Genomic DNA, 15683 nt, shown 5'->3' on the forward strand with positions numbered 1-15683 from the left:
CGGCAAGCGCCCCGGTCTGTCGTCCTAGCCGGCTGTCTTGCGCAGGCTGGCGAACAAGGTTTGCGCTTCATCCGCATTGCCATAGGCCAGCTGCAGCAACAAGCGGATGGCGTCCGGCATGGCGCTTCCGGCTTCGTAGCGTGAGCCTGACGAGCGGGGAACGCCTATCCTGCCCCAGAACTGTTCCTGGCTCAGTCCGGTCTTTTTGCGCAGGGCTGCAAGCTGCGGTGCGGAAAGCGGCGCCCGGGCCGGTTGCGCGGCCTGATTGAAGGCCATGACGTGATTCCGGTAATCCATGTCGGAAATCAGGATATGGTCTTTCCACCAGCTCGACAGGAGTTTCTGCAACTCCGACTTGTCCGGCATGCCGGTTTCGGCGGCCTTGAGAAACGCGTTCACATGCCTTTCGTATTCGGCATGGTCTGCTTCCTGGGTGGCCAGGCGGGGATATTTGCAGGCGCGGAGTATCGACTCTTCGGTAGCGAAATGCTCGCGGGCGTAGGCCGAAAGGTCGGCGAGGATTTCGAAGAACAGCTTGTTGGCGGTCGCGCCGTTGTCCGCCGGGCACGTGGATAAACGATTGCACAAGCGCAGCAGCTTCTGATGCTGGGCATCAAGCGTCGGTTCGCCGACGCTGTAATTTTGATTCCAGGACAGTTTCTTCGGCATGCGATTTCTCCCGAAAGTGAAAGCTTCGACCAGCGGCGAATTATCTGCCACATGATGTGTCCGTGTCAGCCCGGGAGTGAAGTTTTTACGGTCGGCAGGGGTCGCCAAGTGATCAATACGAGCGTTTGATCGCATGCCGGCAAGAAACAATCGGGCATTTTTCCCGTTTTCGGGCAGTCGACCGGTTCAGTCGAACTTGCCGTTGTCGAGGCGTTCGGGCAGGGTCGGGCCGATCTGCTTGAAGGTGTAGATCCGGCGTCCCTTGTGATCCTTGAGGAAGTCGTCGGCATCGGCCTGGTTGGCGAGCGGCACGAACTCGTGGCCCATCGGGCCGAGCACGTCGGAGCCGGTGACGAACAAGGCCTGGCGTGCATCCATCCGTTCCAGATTGTAGAAATCGGTGACCCAGATGCCGGCGATGTCCTCCTTGCGGTGGCCCGGCGCGTATTTCTTCAGGTCGTGCAGGAACTTGAACATGTCCTTGGCACCGTCGAAGAAATGGCTGTGACCATCCTTCCAGGTGACGACGGCGACCCAGTTCGGGTATTTCGAGACGATCATGCCGCACACCGGGCAGAGGTCTTTGGCGCCCGGTTTGGGCACGCTCTGGGCGAGCGCAAGGCTTACCCAGAGGCCCAGGCAGAAGCCGAGAAAGGCGCGGCGCAGCATCAGCCCTGCTTCTGCTCGGCAGCGCGGCGACGGCGCTCGGCGCGGTTCTTGCGGACCATGTTGGCGTCGGCGGCCATGTCGAGATAGGACTCGCGCAGTGCGTCGTCGAACTTGGCCAGGGTGCCGCCGTGCTTGGCCTGGAATTCCTTGGCGACATCGGCACTGGCGAAGGAGTGCTTGCTGCGCTTGGTCATCGCGTGCTTGAGGTCGGCGCCGATCAGGTAGGTCAGCTGATCGACCGGCAGCAAGGGGCGCGGCTCGACGGTAGACGCGTAATCCGGGCCATAAATCACTTTCGGTTCGCGGTCGATGTTGAGGCCCAGGCTCAGCGCCAGGCAGTGAATGGAGCAGACGCCGTCGACCAGGTCATCCGAGTACTGAACAAGCATGCGGGTGCGGTTGTGTTCCTTGCGATCCATGCCGCAGTAGGGGCACTTGGCGTACTTCTCCAGTTCGTTGTCGAGCGGCTTGGCATCGGCGGCTTTTTTCGGGATGAACTGGTTCGGCGTGCCGTCGGTGCTGCAGGCCGTTTCGGCAGCGGCGGCGCCGGCAGAAACGGTAGCGAGACCGGCCAGGGCGGAAATTTTCAGAAGATCGCGGCGATTCATTGTTGTGCTCCCTCGGTTCGACAAACGGAGCGGCTATGTTAGCGGCGGATTATGGAGTGGCTGTGCGGCATATTGTCGCAGTCAGCCGAGCAGTTTGCGCATCACCAGGTAGTAGTCGATGCCCTGCCACAGCGTCGAGATGCCGAGCGCGATGACGAAGAGTGCCGCCCCTTTGAGCAGCCAGCCGCGCACCTTGGGGCCGAGCTTGCCGAACAGCACGGAGGCCGAGAGCATGGCGGGCAGCGTGCCGGCGCCGAAGGCGAGCATGAGCAGGCCGCCTTCGAGGACGGAGGGCGCCGTCGTCGCCTTGACCGCCATGGCCATGGTCATCGAACACGGCATCAGGCCGTTGATGGCGCCGCCGATCGCTGCGCCGAGCAGCGGCCCCTTCTCGGTGGCCAGCCCGAACTGCCGGCGCAGCCAGGCGAGCGGCGCGAAACCGACGCTGTTGCGCAGTGGCGAGACGCCGAGCAGGTCGAGGCCGAGCAGGATGACGACGAGACCGGCGACGATCTGCAACACGCCCTGCCACTTGCCGAAACTGCCGGTCTGCACCAGTACGGCGCCGAGTCCGGCAGCGATCAGCCCGACGCTGGCGTAAACGCCGAGGCGGGCGCCGTGGTAGGCGAGGTAGGGCCAGATGCCGCGGGCCTGCAGGCGCATGAAGAACGCCGAAACCAGGCCGCCGCACATGCCCAGGCAATGGCCGCTGCCGAGCAGACCGGTCACGAAGGCGAGGCTGTAGGAAAAAACGGCGAGGCCGTGGGCGTGGCTGTGGTCCATGGGCGGGCGGCGGGTGAGAGTGCGCGCAGTGTAGCAAACCGGCCGATTGCCCGCGGCCGGGCCAAGCCCGGCTGGCCGCGCTGCGGCGATATGTCGCGGGGGCGAGCGCCCGGCGCCGCCTAAAATCGCGGCTTCCCGATTTCGAGCCTGCCAGTTTCCCGCGTACGCCATGCCCAGCGCGATTGCCTCCCTGTACATCGACCACATCGGAGAAATCCGCCGCTTCCTGACCCGGCGGCTGTCCTGCGTCGAGGTGGCGACCGAACTGGCGCAGGAAGTCTTCGTGCGCTACCTGCTCGCCGCGCCGCAGCGCCCGGTCGATAACCCGCGCGCCTTCCTCTTCCGGATTGCCGGCAACCTAGCCATCGATCATGGCCGCGCCAACCCGGCGGCGCATTGGGTCGATATCGAAGAGTGCGCCGACCTGGTTTCCGATTACCCGTCGCCGGAGCGCTTCGCCATCGCCCGTCAGGAAGTCGAGCGCCTGCGCCGCGCCATCGATGCCTTGCCGCCGAAATGCCGCGAAGTCTTCATCCGCCACAAGTTCGACGGCGTGCCGCAGGCGAGGCTGGCGCAGGAATACCGGGTCACGCTCAATGCCATCGAGAAACATCTGGTCCGGGCGCTGCTTGCGCTGCGTCTGCAGGTCATGCCGGCATGAGGCCGGAGGCGGACAGCGGCGAGCCGGCCGGGCACGGCGCGGCCGAACGTCTGGCCGAAGAGGCGGCGACCTGGTTCGTGCGGATGCGTTCGCCAGCGGTCGACGCGCACGCAGAGCAACATTTCCGGCGCTGGCTCGGGGCTTCCGAGCTGCATCGGCGCGAATACGGCAATTTCGAGAAACTCTGGGGCGCGCTCGACAGCGTCGCCCGGCCGCGCCGGAAGCGGCGGACCGGCGGCGCGCTGGCCATCGTCGCCGCGCTCGCCCTGGGGATGATTTACCACACCCAGACGGTCGACCGCCCGGAAAGCAGCAAAATCGGCGAAGTCCGGCACCTGGTGCTGGACGACGGCTCGCAGGTTGAACTCGATGCGGCCAGCGAACTGCGCGTCGAGTACACGCCCTGGCGGCGGCGCATCGAATTGCTGCACGGCCAGGCGCTGTTCAAGGTCGCGCCCGGCTGGCGGCCATTCGAAGTGCAGGCGGCCGGCGGCAGCTTGCGCGACATCGGTACCACCTTCAATGTGTTGCAGGACGAGGGGAAGGTCAGCGTCGCGGTCGCCGAAGGCGCGGTCGAGATCCGCCTGGCCGACGGCCGCAAGCGCCGGCTGGAGGGCGGCGAACAAGCCACTTACCAGGCCGGGGAAATCGCTGCCAGCCGCGTCGTCAATCCCCTGAATGTCGGTGTCTGGCAGCAGGAACGCTGGATTTTCGAGGATGCCTCGCTCGGCGAAGTCGTGCGCCAGATCAACCGCCAGCATGCGCGCCCGCTCAGCCTGGGCGGGGCCGGCCTGGAGAACTACCGGGTCAGCGGCGTCTTCGACCGGACCGACCGGGCCGGCCTGCTCAAGGCCCTGACCGTCCTGCTGCCGCTGCGCGTCGAGGAAAAGGCCGAGACAACGCAGTTGCGCCGGCGCTGAAAAATATTTACAGATCCTTGTCAGGGTGCTGCCCCGTTTTACGTCTCAAGTCATACAGGACCTGCAGGTCCGCTTGAAAACAACGTAACAGGGGTTCCAAACATGCACAAACCACTACGCCTGGCGCTGCTCGTCGCCGCCATCCATTCCGGCGGCGTTCTCGCCCAGGCCAAAGCACTCGACATTCCCGCCCAGCCGCTGGCCGCTGCCCTGACCGCACTGGCCAGCCAGAGCGGTATCCAGCTGCTGTTCAACGCCGATGAACTCAAGGGCGCGCGCGCATCGGCCCTGCACGGCAATCTCTCTCCCGAAGCGGCCTTGCGCCAGTTGCTCGAAGGCAGCGGCTTCAGCTTTGCCAGTACGGGCAAGGGAACCTTTGTCGTGCAGAAACGGGCCGCGGCCAGCGGTGAAAGGGAGTTGCCAGAGGTGCTGGTAACGGCTGCAGCCATGCCGCTTTCAGCCGGCGAAGAACACCTTGATCGGCGGGTAATCGAGGCCTTGCCGCGAGGCAACGGCGACATTACCAGCCTGCTCAAAATCCATCCGAACGTGCAGTTCGATTCCAAGGTTCTGCAGTCAGCCAAGGGTGGGGAAATCGCGCCGGCCGATATCAGCATCAACGGCGCCAAGTTTTACCAGAACTCCTACATGCTGGACGGTATGGGGATCAGCAACCATCTCGATCCGGCGACGAAAACCGAGAATATGCCGCACATGCTCTCGGGCAGCGCCTTCGGCATGAATATCGACTCCAGCCTGGTGTGCGACATCGTGGTGCGTGATGCCAATGTGCCGGTCGAGTTCGGCGGTTTTACCGGCGGTGTGGTCGAGGCGAAAACCTGTGAGCCGAAACGGGCGTTCGGCGGTCAGCTGTCGTACCAGACGACCCGTTCCTCGTGGATGCATGCCTATGTCGATGAGCGTTACAAGGATGCTTATCAGAATTCCAGTGACAGCTTTCTCGGTCAGCCCAAATTCACCAAGCAAAGCTGGCGCCTTGCGCTGGAAGGCAAGCCGACCGAGAACAGCGGTTTGATCGGCAGTTTTGTCCAGACCGAATCGAGCATTCCCCTGCAGAGCTACCAGGGAGGCGGTGCCGCCAGCCCGCAGAACAATCTGACGGAAACCCGCAAGCTGGAAAATTTCTTCGTTCGCGGTTTCTGGCATCCGGTGAGCGATATTGATCTGGATATGTCCTTAACTTATGCGCCGGGCGAGGACCGGCGCTACATGAATACCTGGCAAAACTCGGGGTGGACCAACCGGACCGGCGGCATGGGCGCCAATCTTGGGATGGCCTGGCGTCTGGACAAGGGAACACTGACCCAGCGCGTCTCCTGGACCGAAGTCGAAGGCTCGCGCGGCAACGAGGATGCAACGTCCTCCAAATGGTGGCTTGCCTCGCCGGAAAAGAACTGGGCCGCAGCCGGATCGAATGCCGTCGAAGGCGGCCGCGGGCCGCAAAACCAGAGGGAGCGGACGGCTACCTATTTCGGCAAGTTCGACTGGAATGCGCTGCAACTGGGCAATTTCCGGCACCAGTTCCAGGCCGGCCTCGAACTCTCGAAAACCGAAGCCTATTACGAGCGGGAAAGCAGCTTTTCCTATTACGAGAAACCCAAGGACACCAATTCGTGCATCGGCCCTGACGGTGTCGCCGACTTTACGACCTGTTCGTTGTCGGCGCCCTACAACCAGCCGACCTGGAGCGGACAATTCCTGTCGCAACGCGCGACCTACCGCGCCGGGCGGATCGAGGCGGAAGGCTATCGCCGGGCGCTGTTCATGCAGGACGAAATCCAGCGGGGCGATGTGCGTTTGCGCCTTGGCTTGCGTTACCAGAACGACGACTTGTCCACCAAATCGGGTCTGGCGCCGCGTCTGGCTGCATTCTGGGATGTCTTTGGCGACAAGCGCACGCAGTTCGAGGCTGGCTTGAATCGCTATTACAGCTACCCGCTGTTTGCCTACCAGCTGACCGCCGGCCGGCGTGGCCTGCTGTATTACGAAACCCGGGCCAGCATGGCGTCACCTTGGGTATATAGCAGCAATGTCTTTGACCGGGATCGCGCCCGTCCTCTGGAAAATCCCTATGACGACGAAGCGATGCTTTCCCTGCGGCAGCAATGGGGAGGTTTCTCATGGACAGCAAAATGGGTGAACCGCAAGGGGCGCAAGCAGGTTGCGACGCAGACGGTGACCGATCCGGGTGGCTCGGGCAATCTGCTCTACTACTTCAGCAACGACGGGAAGAGCGATGCGGATACCTTGTCGCTGACCGTCACCAATACCACGCCCTGGAAATTCGCCGGCACGAGCACGGAAGCGATGTTCGTGCTTGACCAGACGCAAGTCACGGCATCGCACCTGAGCTATGGCGAGACCCTGGACAGCAACGGCCTGGCCCGGATGATCCGCTATAACGGCACGGTGATGCCCTGGTCCGACAAGCCGGTGGATAACTACATTCGCCCATGGACGGCACGCCTGTTGCTGAACACCGAGATTCCGGCGGCGCGCGTCAGGATTGGCAACTTCCTGCGCTATCGCGCGGGTTATGACCAGGTCGTCTCGGTCGGTAGCTACAGTTACAACGGTTCGAATATCACGGATTACGCCAAGCGCCATTTCGGCGGCGCCATGGTCTGGGACTTGAGCGCTACGTGGTCGATTCCGACCGGTATCGCCAAGCAGGAAGCCTATACCACGGTGTCGATCAACAACGTGCTGGACCGAAAAGTTGCCATGTACGACAACGGCACCAGCCTGGGCGGGCTTTACGAATACGGCCGTCAATTCTGGCTGGAAATCGGCTATCGGTTTTGATTGCTTGGCGCATGCGGCGTTATGACTTGAGGAAATTGCGATGAAAAGAAGAAATGTATTGTTGGGGGCGTTGCTTCTGGCTGGCGGCAGCCGGGTGATGGCCGAGATGGATCGAGGTGCCGGTGACCCGGAGCCGCTGGTCAATGAGCTGGAGAAGTACCCGCGCTGCGTCATCTGCAACATGGACCGGCGCAAGTTCCACTACGCGCGCCACCTGCTGCATTACGGCGACGGTGCGGCGCAGGGCACCTGTTCCGTGCATTGCGCCGCCGAGTGCATGTTGCGCGAGCGGCGGCGCGGCTTCCGGGCGATCTATGCGCCCGATTACGCGTCGACCGCTGAGCCCAAACAACTGGTCGAGGCGGCGTCGGCGACCTACCTGATCGGTAGCGATCTGCGCGGCGTGATGACGCCGGTCAGCAAGGTTGCCTTCGCCAGTCGGGAGGCGGCGCTGCAGGCACAACTGACCTATGGCGGCGAGATCGGCAGCTTTGCGACGGCGATTGCGGCGTCGTTTGACGAGACGGCAAACAGCCTGGTCCGACGCTACGCCAACGACCGCGAACGCCTGCTGCGCAAGGGCGGCAGCTGAGCAGCTAAATGGCCGGACGCGATCAGGTCACTGTTCGCGCCCGGCCATTTTGTTTGCCGACCGGTCGACTGCCTGAAAATCGTGTTTTTCCGGCAGTCGACCGGTCGGCGTTTCAGGCGCGCTGCAAACGCAGCGAATTGCTCACCACCGATACCGAACTCAGGCCCATGGCCGCAGCCGCGATCATCGGGTTGAGGCGGCCGGCGGCGGCGACGGGGATGGCGACGACGTTGTAGCCGAGCGCCCAGAACAGGTTCTGGCGGATGATCGCCATGGTGCGCCGGGAGAGTTCGATGCCGGCCGCGACGCGGGCGATGTCGCCGCCGACCAGCGTGATGTCGGCGGCCTCGACGGCGATGTCGGCGCCGCCGCCGATGGCGAAGCCGACGTCGGCCGCGGCCAGGGCCGGGGCGTCGTTGATGCCGTCGCCGATCATGCCGACCTTGCCGCCTTCGGCTTGCAGGCGGCGGATCAGGGCGAGCTTGTCGGCCGGCGTGGCGCGCGCGACGACTTCGTCGATGCCGACTTCGCGGGCGACGTGACGGGCCACGGCTTCAAGGTCGCCGGTCGCCATTACCGTCTTGAGGCCGAGCCGATGCAGCAGGGCGATGGCTTCGCGGGCGCCCGGACGTGCCTGGTCGGCAATCGCGAAAAGGGCCACGGCGACGCCGTCGACCGCCAGGAAAACCGGCGTCTTGCCCTGTTCGGCGAGGCGTTCGGCCTCGCTGGCGAGCGGGCCGCTGGCGATGGCGTTTTCTTCGAGGAGCAGGGCGTTGCCGGCGACGATGGCGTTGCCGTCGACGCAGGCGATCACGCCGCGTCCCGGTTCCGCGCGAAATTCGCTGCAGACGGCCGGGCGCTGCGTGCGCGGCCGGCACCAGTCGGCCAGGGCGCGCGCCAGGAAATGTTCGGAACCGGCTTCGGCGGCGCCGAGCAGGGCGGCGAGTTCGGCCGCATCCTGGCCGGGCAGCAGGAAGCTGTCGGTGACCACCGGCTTGCCTTCGGTGATCGTGCCGGTCTTGTCGAAAACCAGGGTGCTCAGTTGCGCCGCGGTTTCGAGTGCTTCGCCGTGGCGGATGTAGATGCCGCGCCTGGCGGCCTGGCCGGTGCCGACCATGATCGCCGTCGGCGTCGCGAGGCCCAGCGCGCAGGGGCAGGCGATGAGCAGCACGGCGACAGAATGGGCCAGGGCGTGCGCCACCGGATGGCCGGCCAGCGCCCAGCCGCCGAAGGTCAGCGCGGCGATGCCGCCCACCGCCGGCACGAAGCGCGCCGAAATGCGGTCGGCGAGTTTCTGCACCGGCAATTTGCTGCCCTGCGCCTGGTCGACCAGCTTGACGATGCCGGAGAGCACGGTGTCGGCGCCGATGGCGGTGACCGTCATGGTGAAACTGCCGTTGCCGTTCAGGCAGCCGCCGACCACCTTGTCGCCGGGCGTTTTTGCGACCGGCAGCGATTCGCCGGTGAGCATGGCTTCGTCGACGGTCGAGCTGCCGGCCAGCACGCGGCCATCGGTGGGGATCTTGTCGCCGGCCCGGACGCGCAGCGTGTCGCCGATCTGCACGGCGTCGATATCGACCTCGAACTCGCTGCCGTCGGCTTCGATGCGCAGCGCCGTGGCCGGCTGCAATTCGATGAGCTTGCGGATCGCCTCGCCGGCCTTGCCCTTGGCGCGTTCTTCGAGATAGCGGCCGAGCAGCACGAAGGTGCAGATGCCGGCGGCCGACTCGAAATAGACGTGGTGGTGCATCCGGAACACGCCGGGAATGCTGTAGGCCCAGGCGGCGCCGGCGCCGCCGGCGATCAGCGTGTCCATGTTGGCCTCGCCCTGGCGGGCCAGCGCCCAGGCCTTGCGGAAAATGCTGTTGCTGCTGCCGAACAGGATGGCGGTCGACAGCCCGAATTCGACGACGCGCAGCAGCGGCGAGCGGTGCATGGCCATGCCGGAAAGCATGACCGGCACGGTCAGGAGGGCGGCCTGCACGAAACGCTTTTTGGCTTCCGCGATGCGTTCCTTTTCGCGTTCGACGAGCAGGCGGCGCTGGCTCAGGGTATCCATCGGCCGCGCTTCATAGCCGAGGCGGCGGACCAGTTCGGCGATGCCGTCGCGGTCGATGACGCCGAACACGGCCAGCGTCGCCGAGGCGAAATTGACGGTGGCCGAGCGCACGCGCGGGTCGCGCTTGAGCTTCATCTCGATGAGCAGGGCGCAGGAGGCGCAGCTCATGCCTTCGACGGCCAGCGAACATTCCTGCACTGGCCCCTCGACCGGCGCGAGCGGTGCCTGCGGTGCACGCGGTGCGGCCAGCAGGTTGCCGAGCACGGCGTCGAGCGTCGCCAGCAGGCGCGCTTCGGGCAGTACGGCCGGGTCGTAACGGATGGTCAGCGAGCCGATCTCCGGCACCAGGCTGACGTCGCTCACCGCCGGATGCTTGCGCAGCAGGATTTCCAGGATGTAACAGCGCTCCTGTTCCTTTTCCAGCGCCGGGGCCAGCACGCGGATGCGGCGCGCCAGGCGGTGCACGACCTTGAAATGCTTCATTTGCCGGCGTTGCTCTTGCGATAGCGGACGAGCAGGAAGACGAGGTAGAAGACCGTCATCCAGGCATTGCTGTAGGCCAGCGGCGTCTTGATCCAGCGCTTGCTGATCAGCTCCCAGTGCGTCTTGACGAGGTAGAAGGCGACCAGGTCGTTGAGGAAGTTGTAGATCGCCTTCTCGGTCAGGGCGCTGGCCAGCACCGGTTGCAGGCGGGCCTGCAGGCTGCCGTCGGGGGCCGGCTCGGCGAGGCCGAGCAATTGCTGCAGGCGGTCGAGCAGCGGCTGCAGGCCGAAGGGCGTCGCTGCAGCCGGGGCGTTTTCCGGACTTTCTGCCGGCGTTTCGGCGGCGGGCGCCTCAAGCGGCAGGTCGGGCAACAGGCCGAACAGGTGGCGGGCGATTTGCGGCGCCGTGCTCACGGCCGTGTCGTGGCGCACCGAAAGGCGCTGCCAGGGCCGGTCGACCGTGGCCAGGCTGACGCCGGGCAGGGCCAGCAGGCCGTTTTCGATGGCGGTGGCCGCGGCGGGGCCGCACAGTTCGGCCGGCAGTTCCAGGCGCAGGTAGCCGGCGGCGCGATGCACCACCTGGATGCGCCGGGCCAGTTCGTCGGCGGTGCTCATGCGTCGTCTCCCTTACGCGGCCGGGGTGTCGCTGTCAGCTGCCTTGGGGGCCGGCGCTTCGCTGGCCTCGGCCATGAGGTCGGCGAGGTTTTCCTTCTGGTGCAGCGCGAAGTCCTTGCCCATGCCGCTCGCTTTCGACAGGCCGTCGATGATTTCCTTCTGGTACTTGTGGGCCAGGAAACCGGCCGCGACGCCCGCCGCAACGCCGGCTGCGAGCAGGGTCAGCGGATTGCGCAGCAGGCTGAAACCGAGCAGGCTGCGCCCGGCCGCAAAACCGCCGGCGGCCAGGGCGGCGCCCTTGGCGACGGGCTGGGCCAGCATGTGGCCGGCCGTGCTCATTACATGCGGCATTTTCTTCAGCATTTCTTCGCTCATCATGATTCTGTCCTTTCAGGAATTCGGGGGCGGTTTGCCGCCATTCTGGGCTGCTGGCGGTTGAATGTCATGCAGCATCTCGTAGATGCCGCGACAGCCTTCGCAGCAGAACTGCAATTCGCGCTCCGCCGTGGCCAGCGGGAAGGGTTTGGCGCCGACCTCAAGGCCGCACAGGTCGCAGGGGCGGGCTTCGCTCATCGCAGCAGCGCCAGCGCCTGGCGCTCGAAAGTGGCGGCATCGGCCTCGCCGACGATCTTGGCGCGGACGATGCCTTGCCCATCGACAAAATAAGTGGTCGGCAGGCCGACGACGCCGTAGCGGCGCGCAATGGCCGAGCTTTCGTCGAGCAGTGCCGGGTAGCTGACGCCTATCTTCTTGATGAAGGCCTCGACCGTCGCCTTGTCCTGGCCGGCGTTGATCGCCACGACCTTGATCTGGCCGGGGTGACGGCGGTAAACCTCCTCGATGGCCTGCATTTCGCCGGCGCAATACTTGCACCAGTCAGCCCAGAAGCGGATGACCAGCGGCTGCCCGGCGAAGCCGGCGGGGAAGTCGTGCTGGCGGCCGTCGAGCGCCGGCGCCGAAAAGGCGGGCGCGGCATCGCCGGTGTTGAGCTTGACGGCGGCGTCGTCGCCGCAGGCGCTGAGAAAGAAGGAGAAAAACAGGGCGGCGAGCAGCAGGCGCATGTCAGTGTTCGATGAGGATCAGATTGGAAGCCAGCACGAACCAGGTGGCCAGCGCAGCGAAGAGGGTAAATCCGCCGGCGGCGACGGCGGCCAGGCGCGCCGAAAGTCGCGGCAGGCTGGCGGCCAGGCTGGGAATCCTGGCGAAGGGCTGCAGTGCCCCGGCGCCGAGGCCGGCCGCGGTGGCGACGAAGAGCGGCAGGTAGAGCGCGTAGCCCTGGTAATCGTATTCCGGCTTGAGGATGCAGAACGGGCAGTGGTGATGCGGATGCTCGTAGATGTAGAGCGAGACGAAGGAGAGAATGCCGGTGATGGCCGCAACGAAGGCGCCGCCGCTGGTCGCCGCCAGGATGTAGCCGCTGGCCCGGCCGGCACGCCGCCAATGGACGAGGGCGACCGTGACCGCAGCGGTCAACGCGGCGTAGAACAGCACAATGGCCGGCTGTGCAGCCATGCCCGAGGCCTCGCCGGCGATGGTTTTCGCTTCGCCGGAGAACAGGCTGCCGCAGCAGGAGGTGATCACATTGGCCTTGAGCCCGCGGAAATATTGCAATTCCAGCCAGAAACTGCCGGCCAGCAGCGGCAGCAGGACGAGCAGCAGGCCATACTTGAGACGGACCAGCGGGTAGTCGCGGGCCTGGCTGTCGGCATGGTTGATGGTCAGCCACATCGCGGCCAGAAAGAAGACGCCGATCTGGGTGAGCAGCGAAGGAAAGCCGTAGCCATTGACGTTGAGCGTGCCGACCGCGCACATCGCGCCGACGAACATCACGCTCAGGCGGTCGGCGGTGAACACGAAAAGCAGCAGCGCGCCGAGCTGGGCCGCGAAGACGAAACCGAGCAGCGTCGAGAACAGGTAGGTGCGGCGTTCCAGCGCCAGTTGCAGCTCCGAGCCGCTGGCGATGTCCCAGCGCCGGATGACCTGCACGGCAAACGGTGCGGCAGCCGCCAGCATGAGTACGGCGAGGCCGGAGGCGAGCAGCAGGGCGATGATGGCCGGCTGAAAAAGCATGTTTTTTACGCGTCGACCAGTCGGCCGTCGCGCATGCCGACGACGCGATGCACGGCGCTCGATTCGACGACCAGCGGGTCGTGGCTGGTCAGCAATACCGTCTTGCCGGCCGCCGTGAAGCTTTCGAGGATGGCCATGAATTCCTTCGCCAGCGCCGTGTCGAGATTGGCCGTCGGCTCGTCGGCGATGATCACCGCCGGATCGTTGATCAGGGCGCGGGCGATGGCGACGCGCTGCTGTTCGCCGCCGGACAGCCATTCGACCTTGGCCGTGGCGCGGTGGCCGAGCTTGAGCTGGTCGAACAGTTGCTCGGCTTTTTCGACCAGTTCGGGGCGCGGCCGGCCGGTCGGGAAGGCCGGCAGGATGACGTTTTCCAGCGCCGACAGGCCCTTGATCAAATTGAATTGCTGGAAGATGAAACCGAAGGTCTGGCGGCGGATTTCGGTCAGGAAACGTTCCGGCAGGCCGGAAATGTCCTCGCCCCGAAGGCGGACGCGGCCGCTGGTCGGCCGCGCCAGGCAGCCGATCAGCGTCAGCAGCGTCGTTTTGCCGGAACCGCTCGGGCCGCGCAGGGCGGTGACGCGACCGGCCTCGATGGCCAGGTCGATGCCATGCAGCGCCCAGTATTCATTGGGTCGGCCCTGGTTGAAGGCCTTCTTGACGGCGGAAAGTTCGATCATGGCTTTATCTCATCACCGCGTCGGGATCGGTCGTCGCGGCGCGCCAGATCGGCACGAGCACGGCGGCGCTGTAGGGGAAGATGGTGAAGAAGGCCAAAGTGGCGATCTGCAGGCCGTCGACCGCCGGGACCAGCGTGAAGCTCGGGTAGAGTACGGCCCAGCCCTGCAGCACCGGCTTGAAAATCGCCGCGCCGAAATAGAAGACATGGATGTAGGCGGCGACGAAGCCGAGCAGGAAGGCGGTCAGCGAAACGAGGACGCCTTCCCACAGCTTCATGCGGATGACGTCGCCGGTTTCCCAGCCGATGGCCTTGAGGATGCCGATCTCGCGCTTCTCCTCGGCCGACAGCCCGGACGCCTTGTCCCAGGCGAGCAGCGCGAAGGCCAGGATGGCGCCGGCCAGCACGGTGAGCACGATGCCTTCGCGCCAGTCGAAAATGCTCTGGTAGGTGCGCAGCACTTCCTCGCGCAGGATGGGGCGCGAGTCGGGCAGCGCATTGGCGAGTTTGGCGGCGATGTTGCGCACTTCCTGCGGATTGGCCACCGACAGCGCGATGTCGGTGTAGTGGCCGGCCGGGTAGTCGAAGAAGGCGCGGAAATCGTCTTCCGAGAGCAGCACGAGGTCGGCTGCGAGCAGTTCGGAATCGGGCGAGAGCAGGGCGGCGACCTTGAAGCTGAACAGCTTGCCGGCATAGGAACGGAAGGAAATCAGGTTGCCCGGCTGCAGGCCGCGCGCCCGCGCCAGTGTCGCGCCGAGCATGATGCTGCCGCTCGCCACTTCCTCGGCCGGACGGGCCATGAAGGTGTAGTTGGCGCTCACCACCGGGTCGTAGTAATAGCCCCAGAGCCGGCCTTCCTGCTTCTGCACGCCGCGCAGGCGGCCGATCTTGTCGAGGTAGCCGGGCGGGATCAGGTCATGCCGGCCGGCCACCATGCGCTGGACGATGACTTCCGGCGAAGCGGCGAGCACGAAGCCGGCTTCCTTGCGCAGCGCCTGGGTGAACAAGGCGAGCGAGGCGAGCACGAAGACGAGCAGCGCATAGGCGGCGAGCAGGCCGATATTCTTCGCCTTGCGCCGGGCCAGTGCGGCCAGCGTGAAATCAATCAGGTGACGCTGTTTTTCCAGCCAGGGATGCATACGGGGCAGTCAGGTGAGGCGGCGGCGCGAGCAGCGAGCCGGTCGGGAAATGGTCGAAAGCGGCCGGATGGTCCTGCAATGCGGAATGCAGGTCGGCCTGCGAGGGATGGCGGGTGTAGCGGGCTTCGGTGAATAGCGAAAGATCGGTCAGGCCGAGCTTGTCGACCAGGGCGCGGCGTTCATCGCGTGCCGGCTGGCGGGCGTCGCCGAGGCTCGCCGCATCGAGCAGGCTGACCGCGAAGGCGAGCCCGGCGGTGCCGAGCAGGACGGCGGCGAAGGTCGAGGGACGCAACATCAGAGCAATTGGCGGATGGTGGCGAGCAGCTTGTCGGTCGGGACGCCGAGATCGAGCACGGCCGCCAGCTTGCCGTCCGGCCCGACGACATAGGTCGATACCGTGTGATCGACGGCATAGGAACCGTCGGCCTTGGCCGCCTGCTTGACATAGCCGGCACCGAAGCTGCCGGCAATTTTGGCGATTTCGGCCGGTGTACCGGTGGCGCCGAGCATCTGCGGATGGAAGAAGCCGGTGTATTCCTTGAGGTGCTGCAGGCTGTCGCGCTCGGGATCGACCGAGATCATCAGCAGGCGAACCTTCTCCCGCTCTTCCGGCGTCAGCGCATTGAGCGCCTGGCCGCCGGCCGCCAGCGAGGCCGGGCAGACGTCCGGGCAATGCGTGTAGCCGAAATAGACGAGCAGCACCTTGCCGCGCAGCATTTTTGTGTCAAAGGGGCCGTCGACCGTCTGCAGCACGAAATCGCCGCCGGCCGGCAGGTTGACCGGTCGGGCCGGAACGCCGCCGCGCAGGAAGAGGGCGGCGCCGAGCAGAAGCGCGAGAAACAGGGCAATGCCGATCAGGGTGTATTTTTTCATGGCGGGCAATGCAAAAGGGCAGGCCGACAGTCTGCCCT

General features: G+C 65.3%; 18 protein-coding genes. 4 read left to right on the forward strand and 14 right to left on the reverse strand.

Annotated features, from left to right (window positions below; translation table 11 throughout):
- Positions 1-24 precede the first annotated feature (24 nt).
- The 4 genes from KI612_RS04840 to KI612_RS04855 form a co-directional block, all read right to left on the reverse strand.
- Positions 25-819, reverse strand: a complete 795-nt coding sequence (locus tag KI612_RS04840) for a bacteriohemerythrin (RefSeq protein ID WP_226442696.1) — start codon at positions 817-819, stop codon at positions 25-27.
- Between the two features lie 36 nt (positions 820-855).
- Positions 856-1338, reverse strand: a complete 483-nt coding sequence (locus KI612_RS04845; RefSeq protein ID WP_226442697.1) for a nitrous oxide reductase accessory protein NosL — start codon at positions 1336-1338, stop codon at positions 856-858.
- Positions 1338-1946 carry a nitrous oxide reductase accessory protein NosL gene (locus KI612_RS04850; RefSeq protein WP_226442698.1) on the reverse strand — a complete coding sequence of 203 codons (609 nt, stop codon included), beginning with the start codon at positions 1944-1946 and terminating at the stop codon, positions 1338-1340. The genes KI612_RS04845 and KI612_RS04850 overlap by 1 nt, the downstream gene beginning before the upstream one ends.
- An 81-nt stretch (positions 1947-2027) precedes the next feature.
- Complete coding sequence (locus KI612_RS04855; RefSeq protein ID WP_226442699.1) at positions 2028-2729, reverse strand: sulfite exporter TauE/SafE family protein; 702 nt, start codon at positions 2727-2729, stop codon at positions 2028-2030.
- A 169-nt stretch (positions 2730-2898) separates the two neighbouring features.
- Between KI612_RS04855 and KI612_RS04860 the strand changes: the two genes are divergently transcribed.
- The 4 genes from KI612_RS04860 to KI612_RS04875 all read left to right on the forward strand — a co-directional run bounded on the left by KI612_RS04860 (position 2899) and on the right by KI612_RS04875 (position 7728).
- Positions 2899-3390, forward strand: coding sequence for an RNA polymerase sigma factor (locus KI612_RS04860; RefSeq protein WP_226442700.1), 492 nt, complete (start codon positions 2899-2901; stop codon positions 3388-3390).
- A complete protein-coding gene (locus KI612_RS04865) occupies positions 3387-4310 on the forward strand; it encodes a FecR family protein (RefSeq protein WP_226442701.1) in 924 nt (307 codons plus the stop codon). Before KI612_RS04860 ends, KI612_RS04865 begins: the two co-directional genes overlap by 4 nt.
- Before the next feature lie 102 nt (positions 4311-4412).
- A complete protein-coding gene (locus KI612_RS04870; RefSeq protein WP_226442702.1) occupies positions 4413-7136 on the forward strand; it encodes a TonB-dependent receptor in 2724 nt (907 codons plus the stop codon).
- Positions 7137-7176: 40 nt separating this feature from the next.
- Positions 7177-7728 (forward strand): nitrous oxide reductase accessory protein NosL, encoded by a 552-nt coding sequence (locus KI612_RS04875; RefSeq protein WP_226442703.1) that lies wholly within the window; start codon positions 7177-7179, stop codon positions 7726-7728.
- A gap of 112 nt (positions 7729-7840) precedes the next feature.
- Here the strand turns inward: KI612_RS04875 and KI612_RS04880 are convergent, their stop codons facing one another.
- Genes KI612_RS04880 through KI612_RS04925 form a run of 10 tightly spaced genes read right to left on the reverse strand, consistent with a single transcriptional unit; the run spans position 7841 to position 15645 of the window.
- Entirely contained in the window at positions 7841-10270 is a 2430-nt protein-coding gene (locus tag KI612_RS04880) for a heavy metal translocating P-type ATPase (protein WP_226442704.1), read from the reverse strand.
- Positions 10267-10884, reverse strand: coding sequence for a hypothetical protein (locus tag KI612_RS04885; protein WP_226442705.1), 618 nt, complete (start codon positions 10882-10884; stop codon positions 10267-10269). Before KI612_RS04885 ends, KI612_RS04880 begins: the two co-directional genes overlap by 4 nt.
- A 12-nt stretch (positions 10885-10896) precedes the next feature.
- Complete coding sequence (locus KI612_RS04890) at positions 10897-11262, reverse strand: hypothetical protein (protein ID WP_226442706.1); 366 nt, start codon at positions 11260-11262, stop codon at positions 10897-10899.
- A 12-nt stretch (positions 11263-11274) separates the two neighbouring features.
- Positions 11275-11457 (reverse strand): heavy metal translocating P-type ATPase metal-binding domain-containing protein, encoded by a 183-nt coding sequence (locus KI612_RS04895; RefSeq protein ID WP_226442707.1) that lies wholly within the window; start codon positions 11455-11457, stop codon positions 11275-11277.
- The gene (locus tag KI612_RS04900) at positions 11454-11945 is read right to left on the reverse strand and encodes a TlpA family protein disulfide reductase (protein ID WP_226442708.1); all 492 of its coding nucleotides are present in this window, start codon (positions 11943-11945) and stop codon (positions 11454-11456) included. The genes KI612_RS04895 and KI612_RS04900 overlap by 4 nt, the downstream gene beginning before the upstream one ends.
- A 1-nt stretch (position 11946) precedes the next feature.
- A complete protein-coding gene (locus KI612_RS04905; RefSeq protein ID WP_226442709.1) occupies positions 11947-12954 on the reverse strand; it encodes a hypothetical protein in 1008 nt (335 codons plus the stop codon).
- A gap of 5 nt (positions 12955-12959) precedes the next feature.
- Complete coding sequence (locus KI612_RS04910) at positions 12960-13634, reverse strand: ABC transporter ATP-binding protein (RefSeq protein ID WP_226442710.1); 675 nt, start codon at positions 13632-13634, stop codon at positions 12960-12962.
- A gap of 4 nt (positions 13635-13638) precedes the next feature.
- Positions 13639-14772, reverse strand: coding sequence for an ABC transporter permease (locus tag KI612_RS04915; protein WP_226442711.1), 1134 nt, complete (start codon positions 14770-14772; stop codon positions 13639-13641).
- Positions 14735-15067: a hypothetical protein gene (locus KI612_RS04920; protein WP_226442712.1), complete on the reverse strand. Its 333-nt coding sequence runs from the start codon at positions 15065-15067 to the stop codon at positions 14735-14737. Before KI612_RS04920 ends, KI612_RS04915 begins: the two co-directional genes overlap by 38 nt.
- On the reverse strand, positions 15067-15645 hold the full coding sequence (locus KI612_RS04925; protein ID WP_226442713.1) for an SCO family protein: 579 nt from the start codon (positions 15643-15645) through the stop codon (positions 15067-15069). The genes KI612_RS04920 and KI612_RS04925 overlap by 1 nt, the downstream gene beginning before the upstream one ends.
- Positions 15646-15683 lie beyond the last annotated feature (38 nt).

Source organism: Quatrionicoccus australiensis (assembly GCF_020510525.1).
GTDB lineage: Bacteria > Pseudomonadota > Gammaproteobacteria > Burkholderiales > Rhodocyclaceae > Azonexus > Azonexus australiensis_B.